The organism is Flavobacterium pisciphilum, assembly GCF_020905345.1.
Lineage (GTDB): Bacteria > Bacteroidota > Bacteroidia > Flavobacteriales > Flavobacteriaceae > Flavobacterium > Flavobacterium pisciphilum.
Map to the genome: position 1 here is coordinate 4,676,686 of NZ_JAJJMO010000001.1, position 19,407 is coordinate 4,696,092.

The following is a 19,407-nucleotide window of genomic DNA, read 5'->3' on the forward strand; positions in this document are numbered from 1 at the left end:
TATAAAGGCTCAAAGATGAAGAAATTACAAGTTTAAAAAACTTAGAACCTCAGCACCTTTGAGCCTTTGAACCTTAAAAAAAGAAACTATTTATTCTTATCTTTTCTTTTCTTATCTCTAGTTTTTAGCATGTTTCTGTTAACAGATCCGTGCGTTTTTTTCTTGGTTTTAGAAGGACCTCCTAAGTTGACTTTTTTATTCTTTTTATCTTTTTCATGAAAAGCCCCATCTCCAGAAAGTTTTTGTTTTTTCATCAAAAACTTCACAGGTTGTCTGTCTTTTTCAGGCTCGATTAATTTTATCGAAACTTCTACTTCTTCAGGGAAATCAGCAATATTAAGTTCTGTATTCATTAATACTTCTACTTCTACTTTAAATTCTTCTTCACGAGGAGTAATAAAGCTTATTGCAGTTCCAGTTGCATCGGCACGACCAGTACGACCAATTCTGTGCATGTATAATTCTGGTAATTCCGGCATCTCGAAGTTAATTACGTGGGTAATATTCGAAATATCCAAACCTCTCGCCATAATATCGGTAGTAATCAACCCTCGCAAATTTCCTTCTTGAAATTCTGCCATAGTACTTAAACGATAATTTTGTGATTTGTTAGAGTGAATTACGCCAAACTGTCCTTCAAATTCTTCTTCGATACGATCGTGAAGCATGTCAGAAATCTTCTTGTTATTTACAAAAACTAAGACGCGACTCATGTCTTCGTTGTTTTGTAGCAAGTGTTTCAACAAGTTTACTTTAGTATTGAAATTGGGTACATTATACGTAATTTGTTCAATGTTTTCAAGTGGAGTTCCTGATGCTGCAAGGGTAACCTCTTCTGGAAAATCAAAAAAGTCATTCAAAATTGCATCAACCTCATCGGTCATGGTTGCCGAGAAGAGAATGTTTTGACGTTTTCTTGGCATCATAGCTAAAATAGCAGTCAATTGCGTACGGAAACCTAAATTCAGCATTTCGTCAAACTCATCGATAACCAGTTTTTGCATTTCTTCAAAGCGGATAACATTATCCAATGTTAAATCCATGATTCTTCCGGGAGTCCCCACAAGAATATCACATCCTTGATAAACTGTTGTTTTTTGAGTGTTTATGTTAACCCCACCAAAAATACCAACTGTACGAACTGACATGTATTTTGTTAATTTTTCAACCTCTTCTACAACTTGAACTACAAGTTCACGAGTAGGGACAAGGATTACTATTTTTGGAGTATGTCCTGGAGTAAATTTATATAATTTTAATAAAGGCAATAAATAGGCAAATGTTTTACCTGTACCTGTTTGCGCAATTCCCATCATATCACGACCAGACATTATCACAGAAAAAGTTTTTTCCTGAATAGGAGTTGGGGATGTAAAACCTAAATCGTCTATTGCTTTTTGTACGGATTTAGGAAGATTAAATGTCTCGAAAGTGCTCATTTGCATTAAATTTTGTGCAAAGGTACATTAAAATAGCGGTTAGTTTACTAAATTCTTAGAATCATCTGATAATTTAAATGTGTAACAATCTAATAATCAATATTAAATACTTGTAAAAACATTTAAATGGAATAATACGAAATTGTATTTTGTAGGGTATAAAGCATCTGGCTTACTTAGATTTAAATCAAGTTTAACAGTTATTACCCAAGTAAAAAAGGGAGCGATTAATAGTTATTTGGAAAAGAGAATATTTCATGCTGTTGAGCGAATTTATTAACATTATTTGCATTTCTATAAGTACGAAAAGTATTCAAAAATAAAAGATGTCTTTTAATGATTTATATTTTTTTTTGAATATTTTTGGAAGAATAAAAACGGAAGGAATCTTAGTTAGTATACCATATTAAGGGATATTTATATACGAAGACCTATTCGATAAATAACTATTTAGACTACAGTTATGACCCTTTATAATAGATATATTAACGGTGAAACAGAACAAGTTTACCAAGACATTTATGCTTTGGGACAAGACGCTTTTTTACCAACGAACTTGCCTGATATTGAAAAAGTATTGAAGGAGACTTTTCAAAGAGTTGCTTATAATCTCGATATTATTTATGAGGAACTAAAAAGAATCAACTATCTATTTAATACAAAACCAGTATTTAATTTTGAAAAACCGTTGCATAAACCTTTATCGGATACTGATATTTTACTTCAACAACTTAGTAGTGCAGTAGAGTCTTTCGGATTTGTCCCTCTTTCAATGAAGTTCTTTTATGAAATTGTTGGCGGAGTTAATTTTGTTTGGGACTATGAAACAAATGAAGACTTTATGTGGGATATGGCTGATCCTATTCAAATTGCAAGTCTTGATTCAGTTGTAGAAGCTGTTACTGAAGAATGGTGGCAAGAAGAAATTCAGGAATATGTTGATGATGAAAATTTTGGAAATGCTTTTTTAGATCTAGCTGCTGATGATTTGCATAAAGATAACGTTAGTGGTGGGCAAGCCTATGCGATACAGATAACAAAAGAACCAAGTATTGACAGTATTTTTATGAATGAGCCAAACAATACAACATTTATAAACTATTTAAGAATATGTTTTGAGTACTGTGGCTTTCCAAGTATAACAAGACCTGATACGAATAATGATTATCAAGCATTTTTTAACAAAGTGAAACCATTGCTCAAACCAATATAATAGGGATCAATAAAGGTTTTTTGCTAGAACGAAACTGCAAAATAGTAGTAGTAGTAGTAATCTAATAGCAAAAAACAATGAAAAAAAAAACTTAAAGCCACTTTTTATTGTCAAAATTGCGGTAGGATTAGTTTATGTATAAGCGGCAGCGAATTGAAAGAATCATAAAATTAAGTAAGCGTAGACGAAGACATTCGTATAGCATTTTAAGCATACCTAATATTTAGCAAAAAATACTTGATTTAAAAATTTTCCAGACATACAGACTTAGGTTTAAAGAACGTAGAAACAGAAAAATAGTAACAAATAATTAATTAACTCTTGACTAAAATGAATTGGGCTGAACTAAAAAAAAATATTTACTATGTAGATGGTTCTTTAAGGGATATTTATATTAAAAACACAGACATTGTGGATAATGAAAAATGGTGTGAATTTGTAAATAATAACTATGTAATTAACTGGTTCAATGGTATAAGAGAAATTAACGAAGATAAAATTGACTTTGAAAGCGTAAAAGGATATCTTAATAATAATCACAATTTATGCTCTAGTGCTAGTGTTTACATTGAAAAGATAAGAATTAATAACCACTTCTTTATAGATGAGGAAATTGAAAATGACATTTCACCGAATGAAATAAATACTATTCAAGACCACGAAAAAATTATAAAATACATGACTGAATTATCTATTCTTTTAAACAAACCAGTTATTTTAACACCAGAGGGCACAGAGAAAGAGATATTAATAAGAGTAACAAAAAATGGAATTGAATACTTTCCTGAAAATTAAAAAATAATGGCAAAATAATAGGAGTGCTAAAATAGGGTAGAAGTATTAAATTAATAATTTGTGATTCTACTTTCATCACATCGTAAGCATTAGCATTTTAATTGTGATTGCATAGAATGTACTTCCCCAAAAGCAGGATATAAAATGAAAAATATTTGGAATTATGAATTGATGGCCTTGCTAAAAAATGCAAGACTTGGAGATACGAAAGAATTGAACCTTTTTTAGAAAAACATTCCGCCTTTATTTAACCCGTAAAAAAACATGAGAAAATACATTTTTAAATTTTGGTTACTAAATTTTTTATTGACTGCTATATTATTTTAATTTACTACATATTAGCTTTTACACAGCTAAAATCAAGCGATGGAAATTTATTTGAAACCATTTTGGAATTCTTATTTACGCTCTTTAACTTATATTATACATTCGTATATTCTATTGTAATGATTGTTTTTTCAATAGCTTTTTTTCTGAATTTAAAAGAAATAGTTCGAACTAATTTTTTCTTATCATTATTGACTTTTATGGGAGCTCCCTTAGTTGCAATGGTTTACATACTAATTGATTTATATCCTTATGATTCTTTTACTGTGGTCTGGTGGATTGGTTTTCCTTTGGTTTATTTACTATTCATAATAGTTCAATTTTATATGTTTAGAAGGAAAATAATAAATACAAGCAAGATTGATGAAGGCTAGAAATAAAGATTTTATCCTTTAATTTTTACCTTAAGACATTGATGATAATAACAAACCTAATAACCACAAAAAAATAATTGAATGGAAAAGATTAATTTATTAATTATTACGTCTCTAATTTCCTTGTTTATATCATTCATACTTATATTTTTTCTGTTTACAGTAAAAACAAAGAACAAACTAAGTAACTCGCTTTTTGCTCTTTTTCTATTAATAAACGCGGTAGATATTACTGAACCTTTATTTAATTTAACGGTTAATGGTCCTTCAAATCTCGGAATGCTTAGAAATACATGTGCTTTCCTGCAGATTCCTGTTTTTTACCTTTATATAGTTTCAGTTTGCTATTCTGATTTTAAGCTAAAACCCAAACATATACTGCATGTGCTTCCATTTGTAATTGCGAATGTAGTTTTATTACCTCGCTTTTATATGGTTGACGACGCTTCTAAAATTAATTTTATTCAAAATTATCAAAGTATGATAGAGCTACAGTTCAATCATATTCTTATACATATCCAATTGATTGTATATTTAATTGCTGTTTTTATGATATTAAGAAAAACAAAAAAACTATATCTTGAAAATTATTCTGGAGCAAATATAAACTCCTATAATTGGTTGTTTCAGTTTACAATTGTACTAACAATTATTTATTTGTTTGCGCTTTTAAAAAATGTTCTTAAATTTTCTGATTATCCCTATATCTCAGAAGGAATTAAAATTGGACTTCTAGTATCTCAGCTAGTTATTATTTGTTGGTATTTATTTAAAGCCTTAAATAATCCCAATTTATTTAGAAATATCGATTCAAAATTAAAATTGGTAAAGAGTATAATTTCTGAAGAAAAACATAATGGGGCAACACCTACAAGCGAAAAAGTACACAGTGAAGAATTATTGAAATTAAAGAAGTATATGGTTGAAGAAAAACCATTTCTTGATCCTACAATAACAATTCAGGATATTTCTAATGAAATTCAAATTCCTGTTCGTGATTTATCCCTTTTAATAAACCATAAATTAGAACAGCATTTTTACGATTTTATTAATGCGTATCGTATTGAAAAGGCTATGAATATTTTAAAAGATGCTACAAAAAGTAAAGTAACTGTTTTAGAAATTCTGTATGAAGTAGGCTTTAACTCGAAATCTTCTTTTAATACTGCTTTCAAAAAACACACCGGAAGTACGCCAACGGAGTATCGTAAGTGCTTGTAAAATAAAATTTTGTGATTACTCGTACTTCTTTTTTTAAGTACTCGTACTTTTTTTTAGAAGCAAATGCGATCGAATGTTTTTATTCGGTCGCACAGGATTAGTTTCTTTCTCAGATTTGTATCGAAATAAATTTTTAACCAATAAAAATCGATACAATGAAAACTTCCTTAAAATTCTTAGCAGTACTATTATTAATTAGTAACTTTTCTTTTGCACAACATGCCAATAAATATGGTTTTCTTACAGACAGTTTGAATATTGATAAACAATTAGAAAAAAATAAACTTCCGGGGTTTAGTCTAGTTGTTTTTGAAAATTATAAAATTGTGTATTCCAACCAATTTGGTGTGAAATCTGCAAATTCTAAAGAAAAGATAGATGAAAATACGGCTTTTTCGGCAGCATCAATTTCAAAACCAATTACAGCGCTTCTTTGTTATGTGCTCGAAGAGAAAGGATTACTTAATTTGGATGATCCGATAGACAATTCTTTAAAACGTTGGCATTTACCAAAAAGTAAGTTTACAGAAAATAACAGTCCAACTTGGAGACAATTCTTTAATCATACTGCTGGTACAAATCAAGGTGGTTTTGCAGATTACTATGAGGGTGATACAATTCCAACAATAAAGCAAAGTCTTTTGGGACAGATACCAAGATACGATAAAGAAATTGAATTCTTGTTTACGCCTGGCACTGGTTGGGAATATAGCGGCGGCGGTTATGTAATTGTTCAAATGGCATTAGAAGATACTTTTAATAAATCTATTGGAGAACTTGCAGCCGAGTATATTTTTAAACCTCTTGGAATGAAAAACACAACAATGATTCAGCCTAATGAAAAAGGGTTTTCAATAAATGTTGCTCTTGTTCACGACGAAAAAGGCAAAGTTATTAGAACAGGTTTGCCAATCACTCCGCAAGTTGGAGCATCAGGAATGTGGTCTACACCGACCGATTTGGCTAAGCTTTCTATTGAGATTCAAAATGCTTTGCGCAACAAAAATAATAAAGTGATTTCTCATAGTATTGCAGAGAAAGTAACAGCAGTAAGTGCTTTAAAAAATGCTGTTGGAGGTTGGGGTTACGGATGGCAAAAGACTTTTGGTTACAACAACTATGATTGGTTTAGTTGTAATGGTTCTAATACAGGAGTTGGAGGGAATATTCTTGCTACAATGGAAAACGGGAATGGTATGGTGTATCTTGCCAATGGAGAAAAACCAAATCGTTTTCCTGTAATGAACGAAACTCGAATGAAAATTCTAACATTGATGAATTGGGACAAAAAAGCTTCTAATGAAGAGACTCAGGAAATACCATTGCCTTTAAAAGAAAAACTAATCGGGACTTATGATGATTTTCTTTATGGACAAAAAATGGAAACCAAAATAGTAGAAAAGAATAATCGTTTGTATGTTGAATCTCCGCTTTTGGGTTTTTTTAAAGGAAAAAATGATAATGAGCTACTTTATCTAAAAAATGGATTATTTAAAATTATAGATTATCCTAATTTGTTGAAACTCGATTTTAGCAATGGGAAATTAAATTCCGTAACCTTAATAAGAGATAATATGAGTACTAAAGTCGAAGTAACAAATAAAGTAAAATAACTATTGGTAACAAGAATCCCTTAAATAATTCATTTATTTAAGGGATTCTTGTTTGAGATATAAGCATATTAAAATCCTTCAAATACACCTAGTCCAAACAATGCGAAATCGTATTTTACGGGATCCAAAGGATCCATTTTACGTAGATTTAAATCAAGTTCAGCCAATGCTTTACCATCATTTTGTTTTCGTAAAAGCAATTCAAGTTTACGAGCTACGTTTCCAGAATGTACATCAAGCGGACACGAAAGTTTAGATGGAGAAATAGTTTTCCAGATTCCTAAATCAACGCCTTTGGTATCTTGACGTACCATCCAACGGAGGTACATATTAATACGTTTGGCAGCTGAATTGTTTAATGGATCTGAAATGTGTTTTTGAGATCTCTGTAGATGATCTATTTCAAAGAAAGCCTTTTTGAATTCGTGAATGCTTTTTTGCAGGCTGTTTTCTTCTTGATTTTTGGTAAAGATAGCTTCAAGACCACCGTGATTTTTGTAAATGTGTTGTAACCCTTTTATAAAACTGCCAAAGTCTTTACCATTGAAGGTACGGTGTACAAAGTTTTCTAATCTTGCTATATCTTCATCGTTATGGCTCATGACGAAATCGTAGGGTGTGTTTCCCATTAATTCCATCATTTGGTGTGAGTTTTTAATAATCATTTTGCGATTTCCCCAAGCGATTGTAGCACTAAGGAACCCCGCAATTTCGATATCTTCTTTTTGAGTAAATAAATGAGGAATCTGAACAGGGTCACTTTCAATAAAATCTTGATTGTTGTATTGAATGACTTTTTCGTCGAGAAAATCTTTAAGTTCTGTTTGGGTCATGATTTAAATAAAAGTTCTTGAAATAGCTTCTAATTGCTAATTAAGCCATCGACCATTACAAGTTTTCTGTCGGCCATATTAGCTAGCTCTTCATTATGGGTTACAATTACAAAGGTTTGTCCAAATTCATCGCGAAGCTGAAAAAACAATTGGTGCAGATTCTCTGCCGAATGGGTGTCTAGATTCCCAGATGGTTCGTCTGCAAAAATAACATCAGGTTTATTGATTAAGGCTCTTGCAACGGCAACACGCTGTTGTTCTCCACCAGAAAGCTCATTGGGTTTATGATTGATTCGGTGTGATAATCCTAAATACTTTAATAACTTTTTAGCTTCAGCTTCGGTTTCAGAAGGTTTTTTTCCAGCGATGTAAGCAGGAATACAAACGTTCTCGAGTGCAGTAAATTCAGGTAATAATTGGTGAAATTGGAAAATGAATCCTAAGTTTAAGTTTCTGAATTTAGATAGAGTCTTATCACTTAAATTCAGAACGTTCTCATTGTTTATAATCAATGAGGTTGTTTTGTCTACTGAAGGTTTATCAAGTGTACCTAGAATTTGAAGCAAAGTTGTTTTTCCTGCTCCAGAAGCACCTACAATCGAAACAATTTCTCCTTTTTTAATATGCAAATCAACTCCCTTTAAAACCTCAAGTTGATCGTAGAATTTATGTATATTTTTTGCCTGTATCATTATGAAACTGTTTTTACAAAGAAACAAAGATTCTACCGATATAAAAATGTGTTATAACAGAATTTTAGGAACATTTTTTTGTAAAAAGTAAATTGGGAAAAGAGAGAGGTGAAAATGTGAAAAGTATTTTGTGGAAGAAAAGTAGTTGTAAAAAAGTGAAAAGTGAGATGTATAACAAAGGTATCTGTGTCTCAAGTGAAATTTTAGGAACGAAATTTGATTAATGGTTATAGAATTAATGAGTTCACTTTGAAAAATAAATATAAAATGAATTATATTTGATAGTAACTCAGGTTTTAATATGTATTAAAATGAATGAAAAAACACTTGTAAAAGACGAGAAGACAAAGAAACTTTTGTTGGGATTACTTTTTGATGGTATAGGAATGCTATCCTTTACAATTCCTTTTTTAGGAGAATTTGCCGATGTTATTTGGGCACCTCTTGCTGGTTTTTTAATGACTTATATGTATAAAGGTCGAGTAGGGAAAGTGGCAGGGATTTTGACTTTTGTCGAAGAGATACTTCCTTTTACAGACGTAATTCCATCGTTTACCTTAACGTGGTTTTATACTTATTTCATCCAAAAGCAAGATAAGACTATAAATAAAGATATTATTCTTTAAATAAAAATCCCAGTCCCATACTTTTTAGCATTTTTTTCTCAAAGTTCCAGAAAAAACGGAATTGACCAAAAATGGCTCCAATTGCTACAAGTAGTACTTGATAAATAGGGAAAATGATTATTAATCGGATAAGTGTAAACCAAATTCCAAAATCTTCTTTTGTAATTCCTAACCAAATGCAAAAAGGGTGAGATAACCAAGCCGAAGTAGATCCAGTTATAGCAAATACAATAAATATGATGGTGAGTTGAAAATTAGAAGTAATCCCCCAACGTTGTTTTAATTTATTCATTTTAATTTATAATGATTACAAATATAGCAACATTATCTTGAAGGGACATATCCAGCTAGCTTTTGTTTGTAAGTATTTTGAAAATAGATCATATAATTATAGATTAAGTAATTTACCTCATAGCCATAATTAATAGTTGGGTCATAATCGATTCTCATTTCGTATAAATTAGGGTTGTAACGTTGTGGTTGCATAACTCTACTATTCCACTCTTGTACATATTGTCGGTTTTTATTTTCTAGATAAGATTGAGAATAGTAGTTGCGAGGTAAGGCTATTGAAGCTAACCAAGTGTTAAAGCCACTGTCTATTATGATTACTTCGTATTCTAATTCATCATTTGCAATACGAACCGTATCATTCACCGAAGTAGCTGGTTTTTTGGTAACTGCAACTGTTGTTTTTTGAGTGGAACACGCAACAATAACAAATAGAACGAGGAATATGTAGATACCGTTTTTCATGATCTAAAAATTGAAGTATAAATTTACAAAAAAATCAGTGATAGCTTCTCTTATTTAACAATTTGTAAGGAAGGTTTTAAGTTGGTGAGGCTCTAAGTGTCAGAGGTTCTAAGTTGCAAAGGTTTCTTTACGATTTTTCAGTTAACTTACAGTGTTCAGTCTTAGTATTCAGTTAGCAGTCACGGTTTACAGTATTGAGTCTCAGTTTACAGTAATTTGTATAGATAAAACCCTGCATCCTTTGCGGTTAGTTTTCAGTGTTTAGTGTCAGTTTGTAGTAATTAGTATAGATGAAACCTTGCGTTCTTTGCGGTTAATTTTCAGTGCCAGTAATTAGTATAAAGTCTCAGTTTACAGTAATCAGTATAGATAAAACCCTGCGTCCTTTGCGGTTAGTTTTCAGTGTTTAGTGTCAGTTTGTAGTAATCAGTACAGATAAAACCTTGCGTTCTTTGCGGTTAATTTTTAGTGCCAGTAATTAGTATAAAGTCTCAGTTTACAGTAATCAGTATAGATAAAAATCCTGCGTCCTTTGCGGTTAATTCTCAGTAATCAGTATAGGGAAAACTTTGCGTTCTTTACGGTTAAGCCTGAAACGTTGAGCCTCAAAACAAAAAAAGCCATTTACATTTAAGTAAACAGCTTTGTGTTATTTTTAATCCTAAAACTGTGAAGTCTTAGTGCCTAAGAACCTCAGTAACCTAGAGCTTTAAAGTGTTATTTTCCGAATAGTTTACCTAATAAACCACCTAAACCACCGCTTTTAGTTGCTGCCATTGCATCACTAATATCTACTTTTCCATCTCCATTTTGGTCTAAACCAAATTGAGTTCCGTATTTAGAGATTGCATCCATAATTCCTGAAGCTTGTCCGCCATCACCAGAAATTGCATTAATAATATCTGAAATCTGAAAACTACTATCACCAGAGTCTTTTGCTTTCCCTATAAGTGAACCTAGAATTTGTGGAATCATATTACTAGCAACACCGCTTGATGCTTCTGTGCTTAATCCAAATTTTTCACCAAGATTTCCTGTAAGCTGTTGTGTTAATTGTTGCACAACAGGATTTGAACTATCAATAGGAGAATTTCCTTGAAATAGACCTGCAAGTTGTTCTACACCACCTTCAGATGCTATTTTTTGTAACCCTGAAAGGATAGAGCTACTTGTTTCATTCAGTACTGCTTCATTTTGTTCATTTGGTATAGCAGCGTTGTTTACAACAGAGCTACCTCCGTACTGTTGTACTAATTGTGTTAATTGCTCAAACATGAATTTAGGATTTAGATTAGAACTCAAATTTAATAAAAAAAATAAAGGGATTTATTAAACGGTGTTAATAAATCCCTTTCAAGTAATTTAATTATAATTGATTAGCTTAACAAATTAATAATTTGTTGTGCTAATTCAGTACCAATTCTGTCTTGTGCTTCTCCAGTTGCTGCACCAATATGTGGAGTCAAAGAGATTTTATTATGCATTAAAATAGCCATTTCTGGTTTTGGTTCGCTTTCAAAAACATCTAATCCTGCAAAAGATACTTTTCCAGAATCTAATGCTTTTACCAATGCAACCTCATCGATAACACCACCACGAGCACAGTTTACAATACCTACACCATCTTTCATGATTGCTAATTCTTTCTCACCGATGATATAACCATCTTGAGCAGGAACGTGTAAAGTAATGAAATCAGCTTCTTTAAATAAAGACTCTAATGATTGTGAAACGATAGAAGTGGTTATTGATTGTCCATCAAAGAATTCAACTTTAATATCTACTTTCGGAATAAAACTATCTGCAGCGATAACTTTCATTCCTAATCCTAATGCCATTTTTGCAGTAGCTTGACCAATACGACCAATACCAACAATACCAAGAGTTTTCCCTCTTAATTCAGTACCATTAGCATAAGCTTTTTTCAAACCATCAAAGTTAGTATCTCCTTCTAAAGGCATATTTCTGTTTGAATCGTGTAAAAAACGAACTCCATTAAATAAGTGTCCAAAAACTAATTCAGCCACAGATTCAGATGATGAAGCAGGAGTATTGATTACATGAATTCCTTTGCTTTTTGCATAGTCAACATCAATGTTGTCCATACCAACACCACCACGACCAATAATTTTTAATCCTGGGCAAGCATCGATAATATCTTTACGTACTTTGGTAGCACTACGCACCAAAACTACATCTACATTATTTTCATTTACAAAATTAGCAACTTGTTCTTGTGCTACTTTTGTAGTTATAACTTCAAATCCACCTTTTTCTAAAGCCAGAATTCCACTTTTAGAAATTCCATCATTTGCTAATACTTTCATTTCTTTTTTTATTTGTTATTCGGTTATTTCTTTAATCGTTTGGATTGAGTAATAACGTCAATTATATTAATTGTCTTTTTTTTGTTTAGGAGCTATTTTAGCTATCATTTCAAATGAAGTTCAATGAACTTCTATGAAAAAACAATAAAAAAGGATTCCTTTTTCTATCTGAGCTAAGGCACCTAAGTTTCAAATTGATGTTTTTAGTAAACTGAAAACGGTTACTAAAAACTAAACTTTACTTTCTAAAGCTTTCATTACATCTACTAATACTTGAACGCTTTCTATTGGCATTGCATTGTATATAGATGCTCTGTAACCACCAACTGAGCGGTGACCTGGTAAGCCCGAAATGTTAGCTTCTTTCCACATAGCATCAAATGTTGCTGTGTGATCTGGATTGTTTAATAAGAAAGTAACGTTCATGTTAGAACGATCAGCTTCAACTGCTGCACCTTTAAATAAAGGGTTTCTATCAATTTCAGCATAAAGCAAAGCCGCTTTTGCATCATTTAATTTTTCTACAGCTGCAATTCCGCCCATTTTTTTAATCCATTGTAATGTCAATAATGAGGCATATACAGGGAATACAGGAGGAGTGTTAAACATACTCTCAGCTTTAATATGTTTGCTATAATCTAGCATACTAGGAATAGCACGTCCGTTTTTACCAAGAACTTCTTCTTTAATAACAACTAGAGTAGCTCCTGCAGGTCCCATATTTTTTTGAGCCCCAGCGTAAATAATATCAAATTTTGAAAAGTCGATAACACGTGAGAATATATCCGAACTCATGTCGCAAACCAACGGAACATTTACCGATGGAAACTCTTTCATTTGTGTACCAAAAATGGTGTTGTTACTTGTACAGTGAAAATAATCTGCATCAGCAGGTACCTCGTAACCTTTTGGGATATGATTGTAATTTTCTTCTTTTGAAGATGCTACTATTACAGTTTCTCCAAAGAACTTTGATTCTTTAATTGCAGCAGTTGCCCATGTACCAGAGTCTAGATAAGCAGCTTTTCCGTTTTCTTTCATCAAGTTATACGGAATCATTAAAAATTCTAAACTAGCACCTCCTGCAAGAAAAAGAGCTTGGTACCCTTTGCCTTCAAGGCCTAGTAATTCGATTACAAGAGCTCTTGCTTCGTCCATAACAGCAACGAAATCTTTACTTCGGTGTGAAATTTCTAAGATTGATAACCCGGAATCATTAAAATTTAAAATGGCTTGTGCTGATTTATCAAAAACTTCTTGTGGTAAAATACAAGGTCCTGCGCTGTAGTTGTGTTTTTTCATGGTGTAGTTAAGTTCCAATATTTTTTAGAAACGCAAATTTCGGGAATAGGAGTCAAAAAATCGTTAAATTATTCGCAATAATTATGAGATTTTAACTTATGTTATTAACAAAAACGATATAGTATCTACGTTGTCTGCATAATCCCAGAGCTCAGGTGTCTGCGTTTTTCCAAATGGAATACTTTTTTCTATTAGGTTATTGCTTACGATACACTGAATTTGCTCGTTTTCAGCTTGTAAACGTTGTTTTAATTCCTCGATATTATCATATTTTTCATAAAAGACACTCGAAATAGGAGAGGCATGGCTTATATCTTCTTTTAGAGTAAGAAAGCCATTGTCTAGTAATTTAAAATTGCTCATCAAGAAAACGGCTTTATTATAGTCGTAATTGTTAGCATATTTTTCATAATGAATAACATCCTGATATTCAAAAATAGCTTCAAAAAAAGCATCAAATTTATATCCTTCAGGAACAAAAAATTTAGAAACATTGCGGCATCCTAAACCAAAATATCTGAAAATATCTTCGCCCAAAGCAACAAGTTGTTCTTTGGTTTCTTTTCCGTTTAATATGGCAACAGAGTTTCTGCTTTTTCGAATAATTGAAGGTTTATCTTTGAAATAATATTCAAAGTAACGTGCTGTATTATTGCTTCCTGTAGCGATTACAGCATCAAAATTCTCTAATTTTCCTTCTACAAAAGTAATAGCATTAGTAAAATCAGGATTGATAGCTATAAGGTATTTGGCTATAAATGGAAGTAAGTGCTGATCATTTGAAGAGGTTTTTACAAGTACATTATGTCCTGTAATTAAAACACATAAAAAATCATGAAACCCAACTAGCGGAATGTTTCCAGCTAATATTAGAGCTATATTTTTAGGCTCTTTAATGTTTATATCATACGCCGAAAGCCACTTGTTTATGTTATCTTCTGTCAACGCTTGAGCCCAAGATTGAATAGAAAAATAAACCTGTTCAGGTGTGTACCAACCGTTATGTGATTGAGATAAGTCAATCAGTTTTATGAAATCATCAAAAAACAAGTCATTACTTAGAACATTATTGTCTTTTTTACAATCATTTTCCGAAAATTGGCTTAAAAACTTGCCTAGTTCTATAAAAGATTGTTTTTTTTCGTTTTGTAACATAAGTAATTTGTATATGAATAGTTTTGATTGTAATTTTGCACAAAAATAAGCTATATAAGTTATAAGACAAAGCAGAATAAAATCTTATTTATTTCTAAACTTGTAACTTTTAACTCGTAACCAAAAATAAAATGGCAATAATTATAACCGACGAATGTATCAATTGTGGTGCTTGTGAACCAGAGTGCCCAAATACAGCAATCTATGAAGGTGCTGATGATTGGAGATACAAAGATGGAACAAAATTATCTGGAAAGATAATTTTACCAGACGGAACAGAAGTTGATGCAGAAGATGCTCAAACTCCTATTTCTGACGAAGTTTACTATATCGTTCCTGGAAAATGTACTGAATGCAAAGGGTTTCATGATGAACCTCAATGTGCTGCAGTATGCCCGGTTGATTGTTGCGTACCAGATGATAATCATGTAGAAGATGAAGAAACCTTGTTGAATAGACAAGCGTTTTTGCATGGCGAATAAAACAACTATTATTTAGAATTTAAAGAAGAATCCTGAGCATTGGCTCAGGATTTTTTTTTGCCCATATATTTTTTTCAGTCATGTAGTTGTTGAATACTTTTTTTAGCTAATTTGGTAATACAATTTTTACATTTCATTTGGTAACTTTAATAAGGGCTTATGAGTAGATTAATATTTGTGTTTTTTATATTGTTTAACGTGAGTGTTTTAGCTCAGAACACAGCGTATTCTATTGTTGTCAAAGATTTAGAAACTCAACTTCCTATAGATGATGCGACAGTAGTTGTACTTAAAACCAAACAAATTTTATTGAGTAATCAAGACGGAAAAGTAACTTTTATGTTGAATGGAGGTTCTAATTTCCAAGTTTCAGAAGCAAATCATGAGACATTAACCGTTCGATGGGCGACTTTAAAAGATAATGAATTTGTGATTTATTTAAAAAACAAGAAGAATAAATTAGATGAAATTGTTCTTTCAAAAGAGCCACCAGAAAAAATACTTCATAAAATTGTATCAAATTCAATGAAAAAATTAGCAGTGTCTTGCCGATTAAAGGTGTATGTAAGAGAATTTTTTATGCTTGACAATAAGTATTCCTATTATAATGATGGACTTGTGAATTTTCAGTTTGCAATAAATCAAAAAGAACCAACAACAACATTATTAGTAGAGCAAAATAGATCTTATGGATTGATAGATGCAGATGTAAGTGCTGATTTAAAGGGGTATAATTTGAATAATATTATGGAGAATTATTACAGCTTAAATTATTTCGAGCCTATCTTAGATTCAAAAATAAGGAAAGAATATGATTTTATTATAAAAGGACATCCTAGTAATAAAGATTATTATATCATGTTTATAAAACCAGTAAATATATCTAAAAAAGCAGTGGATAGTTATGAGATTGTTTACGATCCAGCTAAGAAATTAATAATCGAGTTTATGATTGTTACTACTCCTGAAGTAGCTGCTAAAATTGAAGACAAAACAACTGTTGGAGCTAAAAATATAACGAGGTCACTTGTGAAAGTAAATTATAGAGTAGACGGTTTAGATTACTACTTATTGAGCTCAAATGAAGAAATTGCTTATGATCTTGTGTTAAAGGATAAGGTTAAAAACATTCAGGTGCGCAATAGTTTTGTAACGACAAATTTCAACAAACAAAAGTTTACTCATAGTGAAAGTGATGTTTTTAAAGAGAAAACCCTTTTTAATAAAAAGAATAAGATTTTGACCAATTATTGGGATACTTCTGGGTTTACAGCTACCGAAGAAGAAAAAATATTAATAGCTGCATTAGATTATAAGATGTAGCTTTTAAAAATGAGTATAAAAAAATCCTGAGTATAACTCAGGATTTTTTTTATTGTAATATATTTTAGAATTAAAAAGTAAATCCAAGTCTAGCATAATAATACGCTCCGCTGAAACCCATTTGTACAGCATCCCAATATCCACCAGCTTCGGTATTTCCTTGCTCATCTTGTTTTGTTGGGTAAACATTGAATAAATTGTTACTTCCAACGCTTAGTTTTAATGATTTAGTTAGTTGGTATCCAATCGTTAAATCAGTTACAACTCTGTCATAATAGGTGTCATCTTCGTCTCCATAGTCAACTAAAACAACTTTACTGAAATGTGTAAAAGCCAAACCAGCATCAAATTTTTGTCTAGCATAGTTTAAGTTTAAACCAAATTTATTCTTAGGAGCCGAAGCTAATAAGAATGCTTTTTCGCGTCTTCCAAAAAAAGTTTCTTCAGGTAAATTGTTGTTTTTTATATTGTCAATTTTCATGCTGTTAATGTTTCCTACTAGAGTAGCGCTAAACAGGGATCCTCCAAATTTTTTCTTCCATGCAAGTACCAGATCTAATCCAGTTGTTTTAGTGTCTACACCATTTACAAAAAATTGTGCTTCTGCAACCCCAATATTTAATGAAGTAGCATCAAAGTAGCCAGTAAGTACAATACGGTTTTTGACTTTTATAAAGTACCCATCAACTGTAGCTGTAAAATCACCAAAATTTGCAGTAAATCCTAATGATGCGTTTACCGCCTTTTCTTCATTTAATTTCTGAATTCCAAATGCTTTGGTTACAGGGCTATTGTTTGGCGCTAGTAATACCTCAGTAGCACCACTGGCATTGAAATTTGTAAAATGTAAATTATAGTAAATCTGTGCCAATGATGGAGCACGGAACCCAGTGCTTATCGATCCTCTAAAATTTATATTTTTGCTTGCTTTTAAGCGCATTGCAAGTTTACCATTTAGAGTACTTCCGAAATCACTGTAATTTTCAAAACGAACAGCACCACTTATTAAAAATGCATTGGTAATATCTAATTCGGCATCAGTATATAGTGATAGGTTGGTACGGCTTTTGTCAACTGTATTTAGAGGGCTATATCCAGGGAAACCTTGTGAACCTCCTGGTCTTGGTATAGTAGGGCTAGAAGTTGGGTCAGATGGATCGTAATCTGGATTAGGAACAGTAGGAGCGCTTTGAGTTGTAGGGTTAGTTATAGGTCTTCCATTAGTGTCGTAAGTTGCGTAAGACCCTTCGTCACCTGCAAAAATAGTGAATCTTTCTGTGCGATATTCAGCTCCAAAAGCGATGTTTAATCCGTCAAGTACAGAGTCGTAGTTTTTAGAAAAATCAAAATTGGTAGTGTTTTGTGTTAGAGTATGGCCACCTGCATCAAATTCAGTAGGGGAAGCTGCTTCAAGTGAAGCGTTAATTGTTCCTTTTATGTAGTAATGAAAAAGGTTTTTACCATATGTATTACTAATGTCTATTTTCCAACCACTTGCAGTTTCAGTTCTAAATCCAGCAGCTAATGAGTTGTCGATAATATTCGAAGTGATTCTTGGAGTATACCCACCAGGATAAATAGATTCTACAACTCTTTCGCCATCATTTCTAGTAAATGCATAAGCATCTGTATCTCTGTAGTTTCTTCCTCCGAAAGCATAGAATTCAGTTTTGTCAGATACAGGAACTGCCATATTTGCAAAAAGATTGAAGCTTTGTATTTCGGCATCTCCAAATCCTTTTCTAAAATCGTATGCAGGGCGTAGTGTTTTGTTTTTATTGATGTATTCAGTAGTGAAATTTGCAAAACCTCCTTTTTCTCCAATTGCAACACCGTAATTGGCAGCTACTTTTACAGATCCACCATCAAAAGCTTGGTTCTTTCCGTATGAATTTCCATTTCCGTTTTGATCCAATCTGTAGTTTTTAGTATTTGGAGTCCCAGGAAGGAAATCACCTTTGGCTTTAGTATTAAAAACGCCATATGTAACCGAACCGTTAAGCTCGTTTATATTATCGTTTAATACAATATTAATAACTCCTGCAATAGCATCAGAACCATACTGAGCAGCAGCACCATCTCTTAAAATCTCAATTCTTTTTATAGCCGAAGCAGGAATTGCATTCAAATCCGTTCCGGTATTTCCACGTCCACGAGTTCCAAATAAATTAACAAGTGAGGATTGATGTCTTCTTTTTCCATTTATTAAAACTAATGTTTGATCAGGACCTAAGCCTCTTAATGAAGCTGGGTCAACGTGATCGGCACCATCAGATCCAGATTGTTTGTTGGCATTAAAAGATGGTGCTATATATTGTAGTAATTGATTGATTTCCAGTTTTCCACTTTGAGTAGTAACATCTTTTATATTGATAATGTCAATTGGTACTGCCGAATTAACAACAGTTCGTTTGGTGTTTCTAGAACCAACAATTACAACATCTTTTAAAGTTTGTCCGCCATTCTCGTTCATTATAATGTCAATAATGCTGCTTGTAGCATTTTTTTCAGCATTTGTATATCCAACATAACTAAAAACTAAGACAGCGCCTTCTTTAACTTTTATTATGTAAGCTCCTTGCATATCGGTAGATACCCCATTGGTAGTTCCTTTCTCTATAATGTTAACTCCAGAAAGAATTGCTCCAGTATGGTCTTTTACGACGCCGCTGATTTCTTTTTGTGCAAAAAGAAATGTAATATTTAGCATGAATACTAATAGTGTAATCTTTTTCATAATTAATTGAGTTTGGTTTTGCGTTTAGTTAGTTATGTAGTTAAAAGTAATCTTTTTTAACAAAAAATTAATAAAAAGTTTAATTTTTTTTAAGAGATGTCTTAAAAGTGTATTAATACATAGTTTTTGTTCGGCAACGAAGTTTTAAATCTTATATTTGCAAACTTTTAAAAGCGAGAACATAAATTTCAG

General features: G+C 31.9%; 17 protein-coding genes. 7 read left to right on the forward strand and 10 right to left on the reverse strand.

Annotation, left to right across the window (positions count from 1 at the left end):
* Window positions 1-86 precede the first annotated feature (86 nt).
* Window positions 87-1,439, reverse strand: coding sequence for a DEAD/DEAH box helicase (locus LNQ49_RS19840; RefSeq protein WP_229990747.1), 1,353 nt, complete (start codon window positions 1,437-1,439; stop codon window positions 87-89).
* 463 nt (window positions 1,440-1,902) lie between these two features.
* Between LNQ49_RS19840 and LNQ49_RS19845 the strand changes: the two genes are divergently transcribed.
* The 4 genes from LNQ49_RS19845 to LNQ49_RS19860 all read left to right on the forward strand — a co-directional run bounded on the left by LNQ49_RS19845 (window position 1,903) and on the right by LNQ49_RS19860 (window position 6,982).
* Complete coding sequence (locus tag LNQ49_RS19845) at window positions 1,903-2,652, forward strand: hypothetical protein (protein ID WP_229990748.1); 750 nt, start codon at window positions 1,903-1,905, stop codon at window positions 2,650-2,652.
* Window positions 2,653-2,982: 330 nt separating this feature from the next.
* On the forward strand, window positions 2,983-3,447 hold the full coding sequence (locus tag LNQ49_RS19850) for a hypothetical protein (protein ID WP_229990749.1): 465 nt from the start codon (window positions 2,983-2,985) through the stop codon (window positions 3,445-3,447).
* 782 nt (window positions 3,448-4,229) lie between these two features.
* A complete protein-coding gene (locus LNQ49_RS19855) occupies window positions 4,230-5,369 on the forward strand; it encodes a helix-turn-helix domain-containing protein (protein WP_229990750.1) in 1,140 nt (379 codons plus the stop codon).
* A 155-nt stretch (window positions 5,370-5,524) separates the two neighbouring features.
* Window positions 5,525-6,982: a serine hydrolase domain-containing protein gene (locus LNQ49_RS19860; RefSeq protein WP_229990751.1), complete on the forward strand. Its 1,458-nt coding sequence runs from the start codon at window positions 5,525-5,527 to the stop codon at window positions 6,980-6,982.
* A gap of 68 nt (window positions 6,983-7,050) precedes the next feature.
* On the opposite strand, the gene LNQ49_RS19865 is transcribed toward LNQ49_RS19860, so the two are convergent.
* Together LNQ49_RS19865 and LNQ49_RS19870 are read right to left on the reverse strand one after the other, a co-directional pair.
* Window positions 7,051-7,815 carry a TIGR02757 family protein gene (locus tag LNQ49_RS19865; protein ID WP_229990752.1) on the reverse strand — a complete coding sequence of 255 codons (765 nt, stop codon included), beginning with the start codon at window positions 7,813-7,815 and terminating at the stop codon, window positions 7,051-7,053.
* A gap of 29 nt (window positions 7,816-7,844) precedes the next feature.
* Entirely contained in the window at window positions 7,845-8,507 is a 663-nt protein-coding gene (locus tag LNQ49_RS19870) for an ABC transporter ATP-binding protein (RefSeq protein WP_229990753.1), read from the reverse strand.
* A gap of 311 nt (window positions 8,508-8,818) precedes the next feature.
* On the opposite strand from LNQ49_RS19870, the gene LNQ49_RS19875 reads away from it, so the two are divergent.
* Window positions 8,819-9,133 (forward strand): hypothetical protein, encoded by a 315-nt coding sequence (locus LNQ49_RS19875; RefSeq protein WP_229990754.1) that lies wholly within the window; start codon window positions 8,819-8,821, stop codon window positions 9,131-9,133.
* Here LNQ49_RS19875 and LNQ49_RS19880 read toward each other — a convergent pair.
* The 6 genes from LNQ49_RS19880 to LNQ49_RS19905 all read right to left on the reverse strand — a co-directional run bounded on the left by LNQ49_RS19880 (window position 9,123) and on the right by LNQ49_RS19905 (window position 14,673).
* Window positions 9,123-9,425, reverse strand: coding sequence for a DUF6787 family protein (locus tag LNQ49_RS19880; protein WP_229990755.1), 303 nt, complete (start codon window positions 9,423-9,425; stop codon window positions 9,123-9,125). The two genes, LNQ49_RS19875 and LNQ49_RS19880, sit on opposite strands and share 11 nt — an antisense overlap.
* Before the next feature lie 32 nt (window positions 9,426-9,457).
* Window positions 9,458-9,889 carry a DUF6146 family protein gene (locus LNQ49_RS19885; RefSeq protein WP_229990756.1) on the reverse strand — a complete coding sequence of 144 codons (432 nt, stop codon included), beginning with the start codon at window positions 9,887-9,889 and terminating at the stop codon, window positions 9,458-9,460.
* Between the two features lie 717 nt (window positions 9,890-10,606).
* Window positions 10,607-11,164, reverse strand: coding sequence for a hypothetical protein (locus LNQ49_RS19890; RefSeq protein ID WP_229990757.1), 558 nt, complete (start codon window positions 11,162-11,164; stop codon window positions 10,607-10,609).
* Window positions 11,165-11,265: 101 nt separating this feature from the next.
* Window positions 11,266-12,216: a D-2-hydroxyacid dehydrogenase gene (locus LNQ49_RS19895; protein WP_229990758.1), complete on the reverse strand. Its 951-nt coding sequence runs from the start codon at window positions 12,214-12,216 to the stop codon at window positions 11,266-11,268.
* A 231-nt stretch (window positions 12,217-12,447) separates the two neighbouring features.
* Window positions 12,448-13,518, reverse strand: coding sequence for a 3-phosphoserine/phosphohydroxythreonine transaminase (serC, locus tag LNQ49_RS19900; RefSeq protein WP_229990759.1), 1,071 nt, complete (start codon window positions 13,516-13,518; stop codon window positions 12,448-12,450).
* Window positions 13,519-13,614: 96 nt separating this feature from the next.
* On the reverse strand, window positions 13,615-14,673 hold the full coding sequence (locus LNQ49_RS19905; RefSeq protein ID WP_229990760.1) for an acyl-CoA reductase: 1,059 nt from the start codon (window positions 14,671-14,673) through the stop codon (window positions 13,615-13,617).
* Window positions 14,674-14,804: 131 nt separating this feature from the next.
* Here LNQ49_RS19905 and LNQ49_RS19910 point away from each other — a divergent pair, with 131 nt between their 5' ends.
* Both LNQ49_RS19910 and LNQ49_RS19915 read left to right on the forward strand, forming a co-directional pair.
* Entirely contained in the window at window positions 14,805-15,155 is a 351-nt protein-coding gene (locus LNQ49_RS19910) for a 4Fe-4S dicluster domain-containing protein (protein WP_129537800.1), read from the forward strand.
* Window positions 15,156-15,314: 159 nt separating this feature from the next.
* The gene (locus tag LNQ49_RS19915) at window positions 15,315-16,478 is read left to right on the forward strand and encodes a hypothetical protein (RefSeq protein WP_229990761.1); all 1,164 of its coding nucleotides are present in this window, start codon (window positions 15,315-15,317) and stop codon (window positions 16,476-16,478) included.
* 70 nt (window positions 16,479-16,548) lie between these two features.
* On the opposite strand, the gene LNQ49_RS19920 is transcribed toward LNQ49_RS19915, so the two are convergent.
* Window positions 16,549-19,215 carry a TonB-dependent receptor gene (locus LNQ49_RS19920; protein WP_229990762.1) on the reverse strand — a complete coding sequence of 889 codons (2,667 nt, stop codon included), beginning with the start codon at window positions 19,213-19,215 and terminating at the stop codon, window positions 16,549-16,551.
* Window positions 19,216-19,407 lie beyond the last annotated feature (192 nt).

What these genes read in the sequence shown, in the direction of transcription:
- LNQ49_RS19895 (WP_229990758.1), bottom strand. Translation starts at nt 12,216, where the DNA reads ATGAAAGTATTAGCAAATGATGGAATTTCTAAAAGTGGAATTCTGGCT.
- serC (WP_229990759.1), bottom strand. Translation starts at nt 13,518, where the DNA reads ATGAAAAAACACAACTACAGCGCAGGACCTTGTATTTTACCACAAGAA.
- LNQ49_RS19910 (WP_129537800.1), top strand. Translation starts at nt 14,805, where the DNA reads ATGGCAATAATTATAACCGACGAATGTATCAATTGTGGTGCTTGTGAA.
- LNQ49_RS19890 (WP_229990757.1), bottom strand. Translation starts at nt 11,164, where the DNA reads ATGTTTGAGCAATTAACACAATTAGTACAACAGTACGGAGGTAGCTCT.
- LNQ49_RS19845 (WP_229990748.1), top strand. Translation starts at nt 1,903, where the DNA reads ATGACCCTTTATAATAGATATATTAACGGTGAAACAGAACAAGTTTAC.
- LNQ49_RS19880 (WP_229990755.1), bottom strand. Translation starts at nt 9,425, where the DNA reads ATGAATAAATTAAAACAACGTTGGGGGATTACTTCTAATTTTCAACTC.
- LNQ49_RS19875 (WP_229990754.1), top strand. Translation starts at nt 8,819, where the DNA reads ATGAATGAAAAAACACTTGTAAAAGACGAGAAGACAAAGAAACTTTTG.
- LNQ49_RS19870 (WP_229990753.1), bottom strand. Translation starts at nt 8,507, where the DNA reads ATGATACAGGCAAAAAATATACATAAATTCTACGATCAACTTGAGGTT.
- LNQ49_RS19915 (WP_229990761.1), top strand. Translation starts at nt 15,315, where the DNA reads ATGAGTAGATTAATATTTGTGTTTTTTATATTGTTTAACGTGAGTGTT.
- LNQ49_RS19855 (WP_229990750.1), top strand. Translation starts at nt 4,230, where the DNA reads ATGGAAAAGATTAATTTATTAATTATTACGTCTCTAATTTCCTTGTTT.
- LNQ49_RS19840 (WP_229990747.1), bottom strand. Translation starts at nt 1,439, where the DNA reads ATGAGCACTTTCGAGACATTTAATCTTCCTAAATCCGTACAAAAAGCA.
- LNQ49_RS19920 (WP_229990762.1), bottom strand. Translation starts at nt 19,215, where the DNA reads ATGAAAAAGATTACACTATTAGTATTCATGCTAAATATTACATTTCTT.
- LNQ49_RS19885 (WP_229990756.1), bottom strand. Translation starts at nt 9,889, where the DNA reads ATGAAAAACGGTATCTACATATTCCTCGTTCTATTTGTTATTGTTGCG.
- LNQ49_RS19905 (WP_229990760.1), bottom strand. Translation starts at nt 14,673, where the DNA reads ATGTTACAAAACGAAAAAAAACAATCTTTTATAGAACTAGGCAAGTTT.
- LNQ49_RS19860 (WP_229990751.1), top strand. Translation starts at nt 5,525, where the DNA reads ATGAAAACTTCCTTAAAATTCTTAGCAGTACTATTATTAATTAGTAAC.
- LNQ49_RS19850 (WP_229990749.1), top strand. Translation starts at nt 2,983, where the DNA reads ATGAATTGGGCTGAACTAAAAAAAAATATTTACTATGTAGATGGTTCT.
- LNQ49_RS19865 (WP_229990752.1), bottom strand. Translation starts at nt 7,815, where the DNA reads ATGACCCAAACAGAACTTAAAGATTTTCTCGACGAAAAAGTCATTCAA.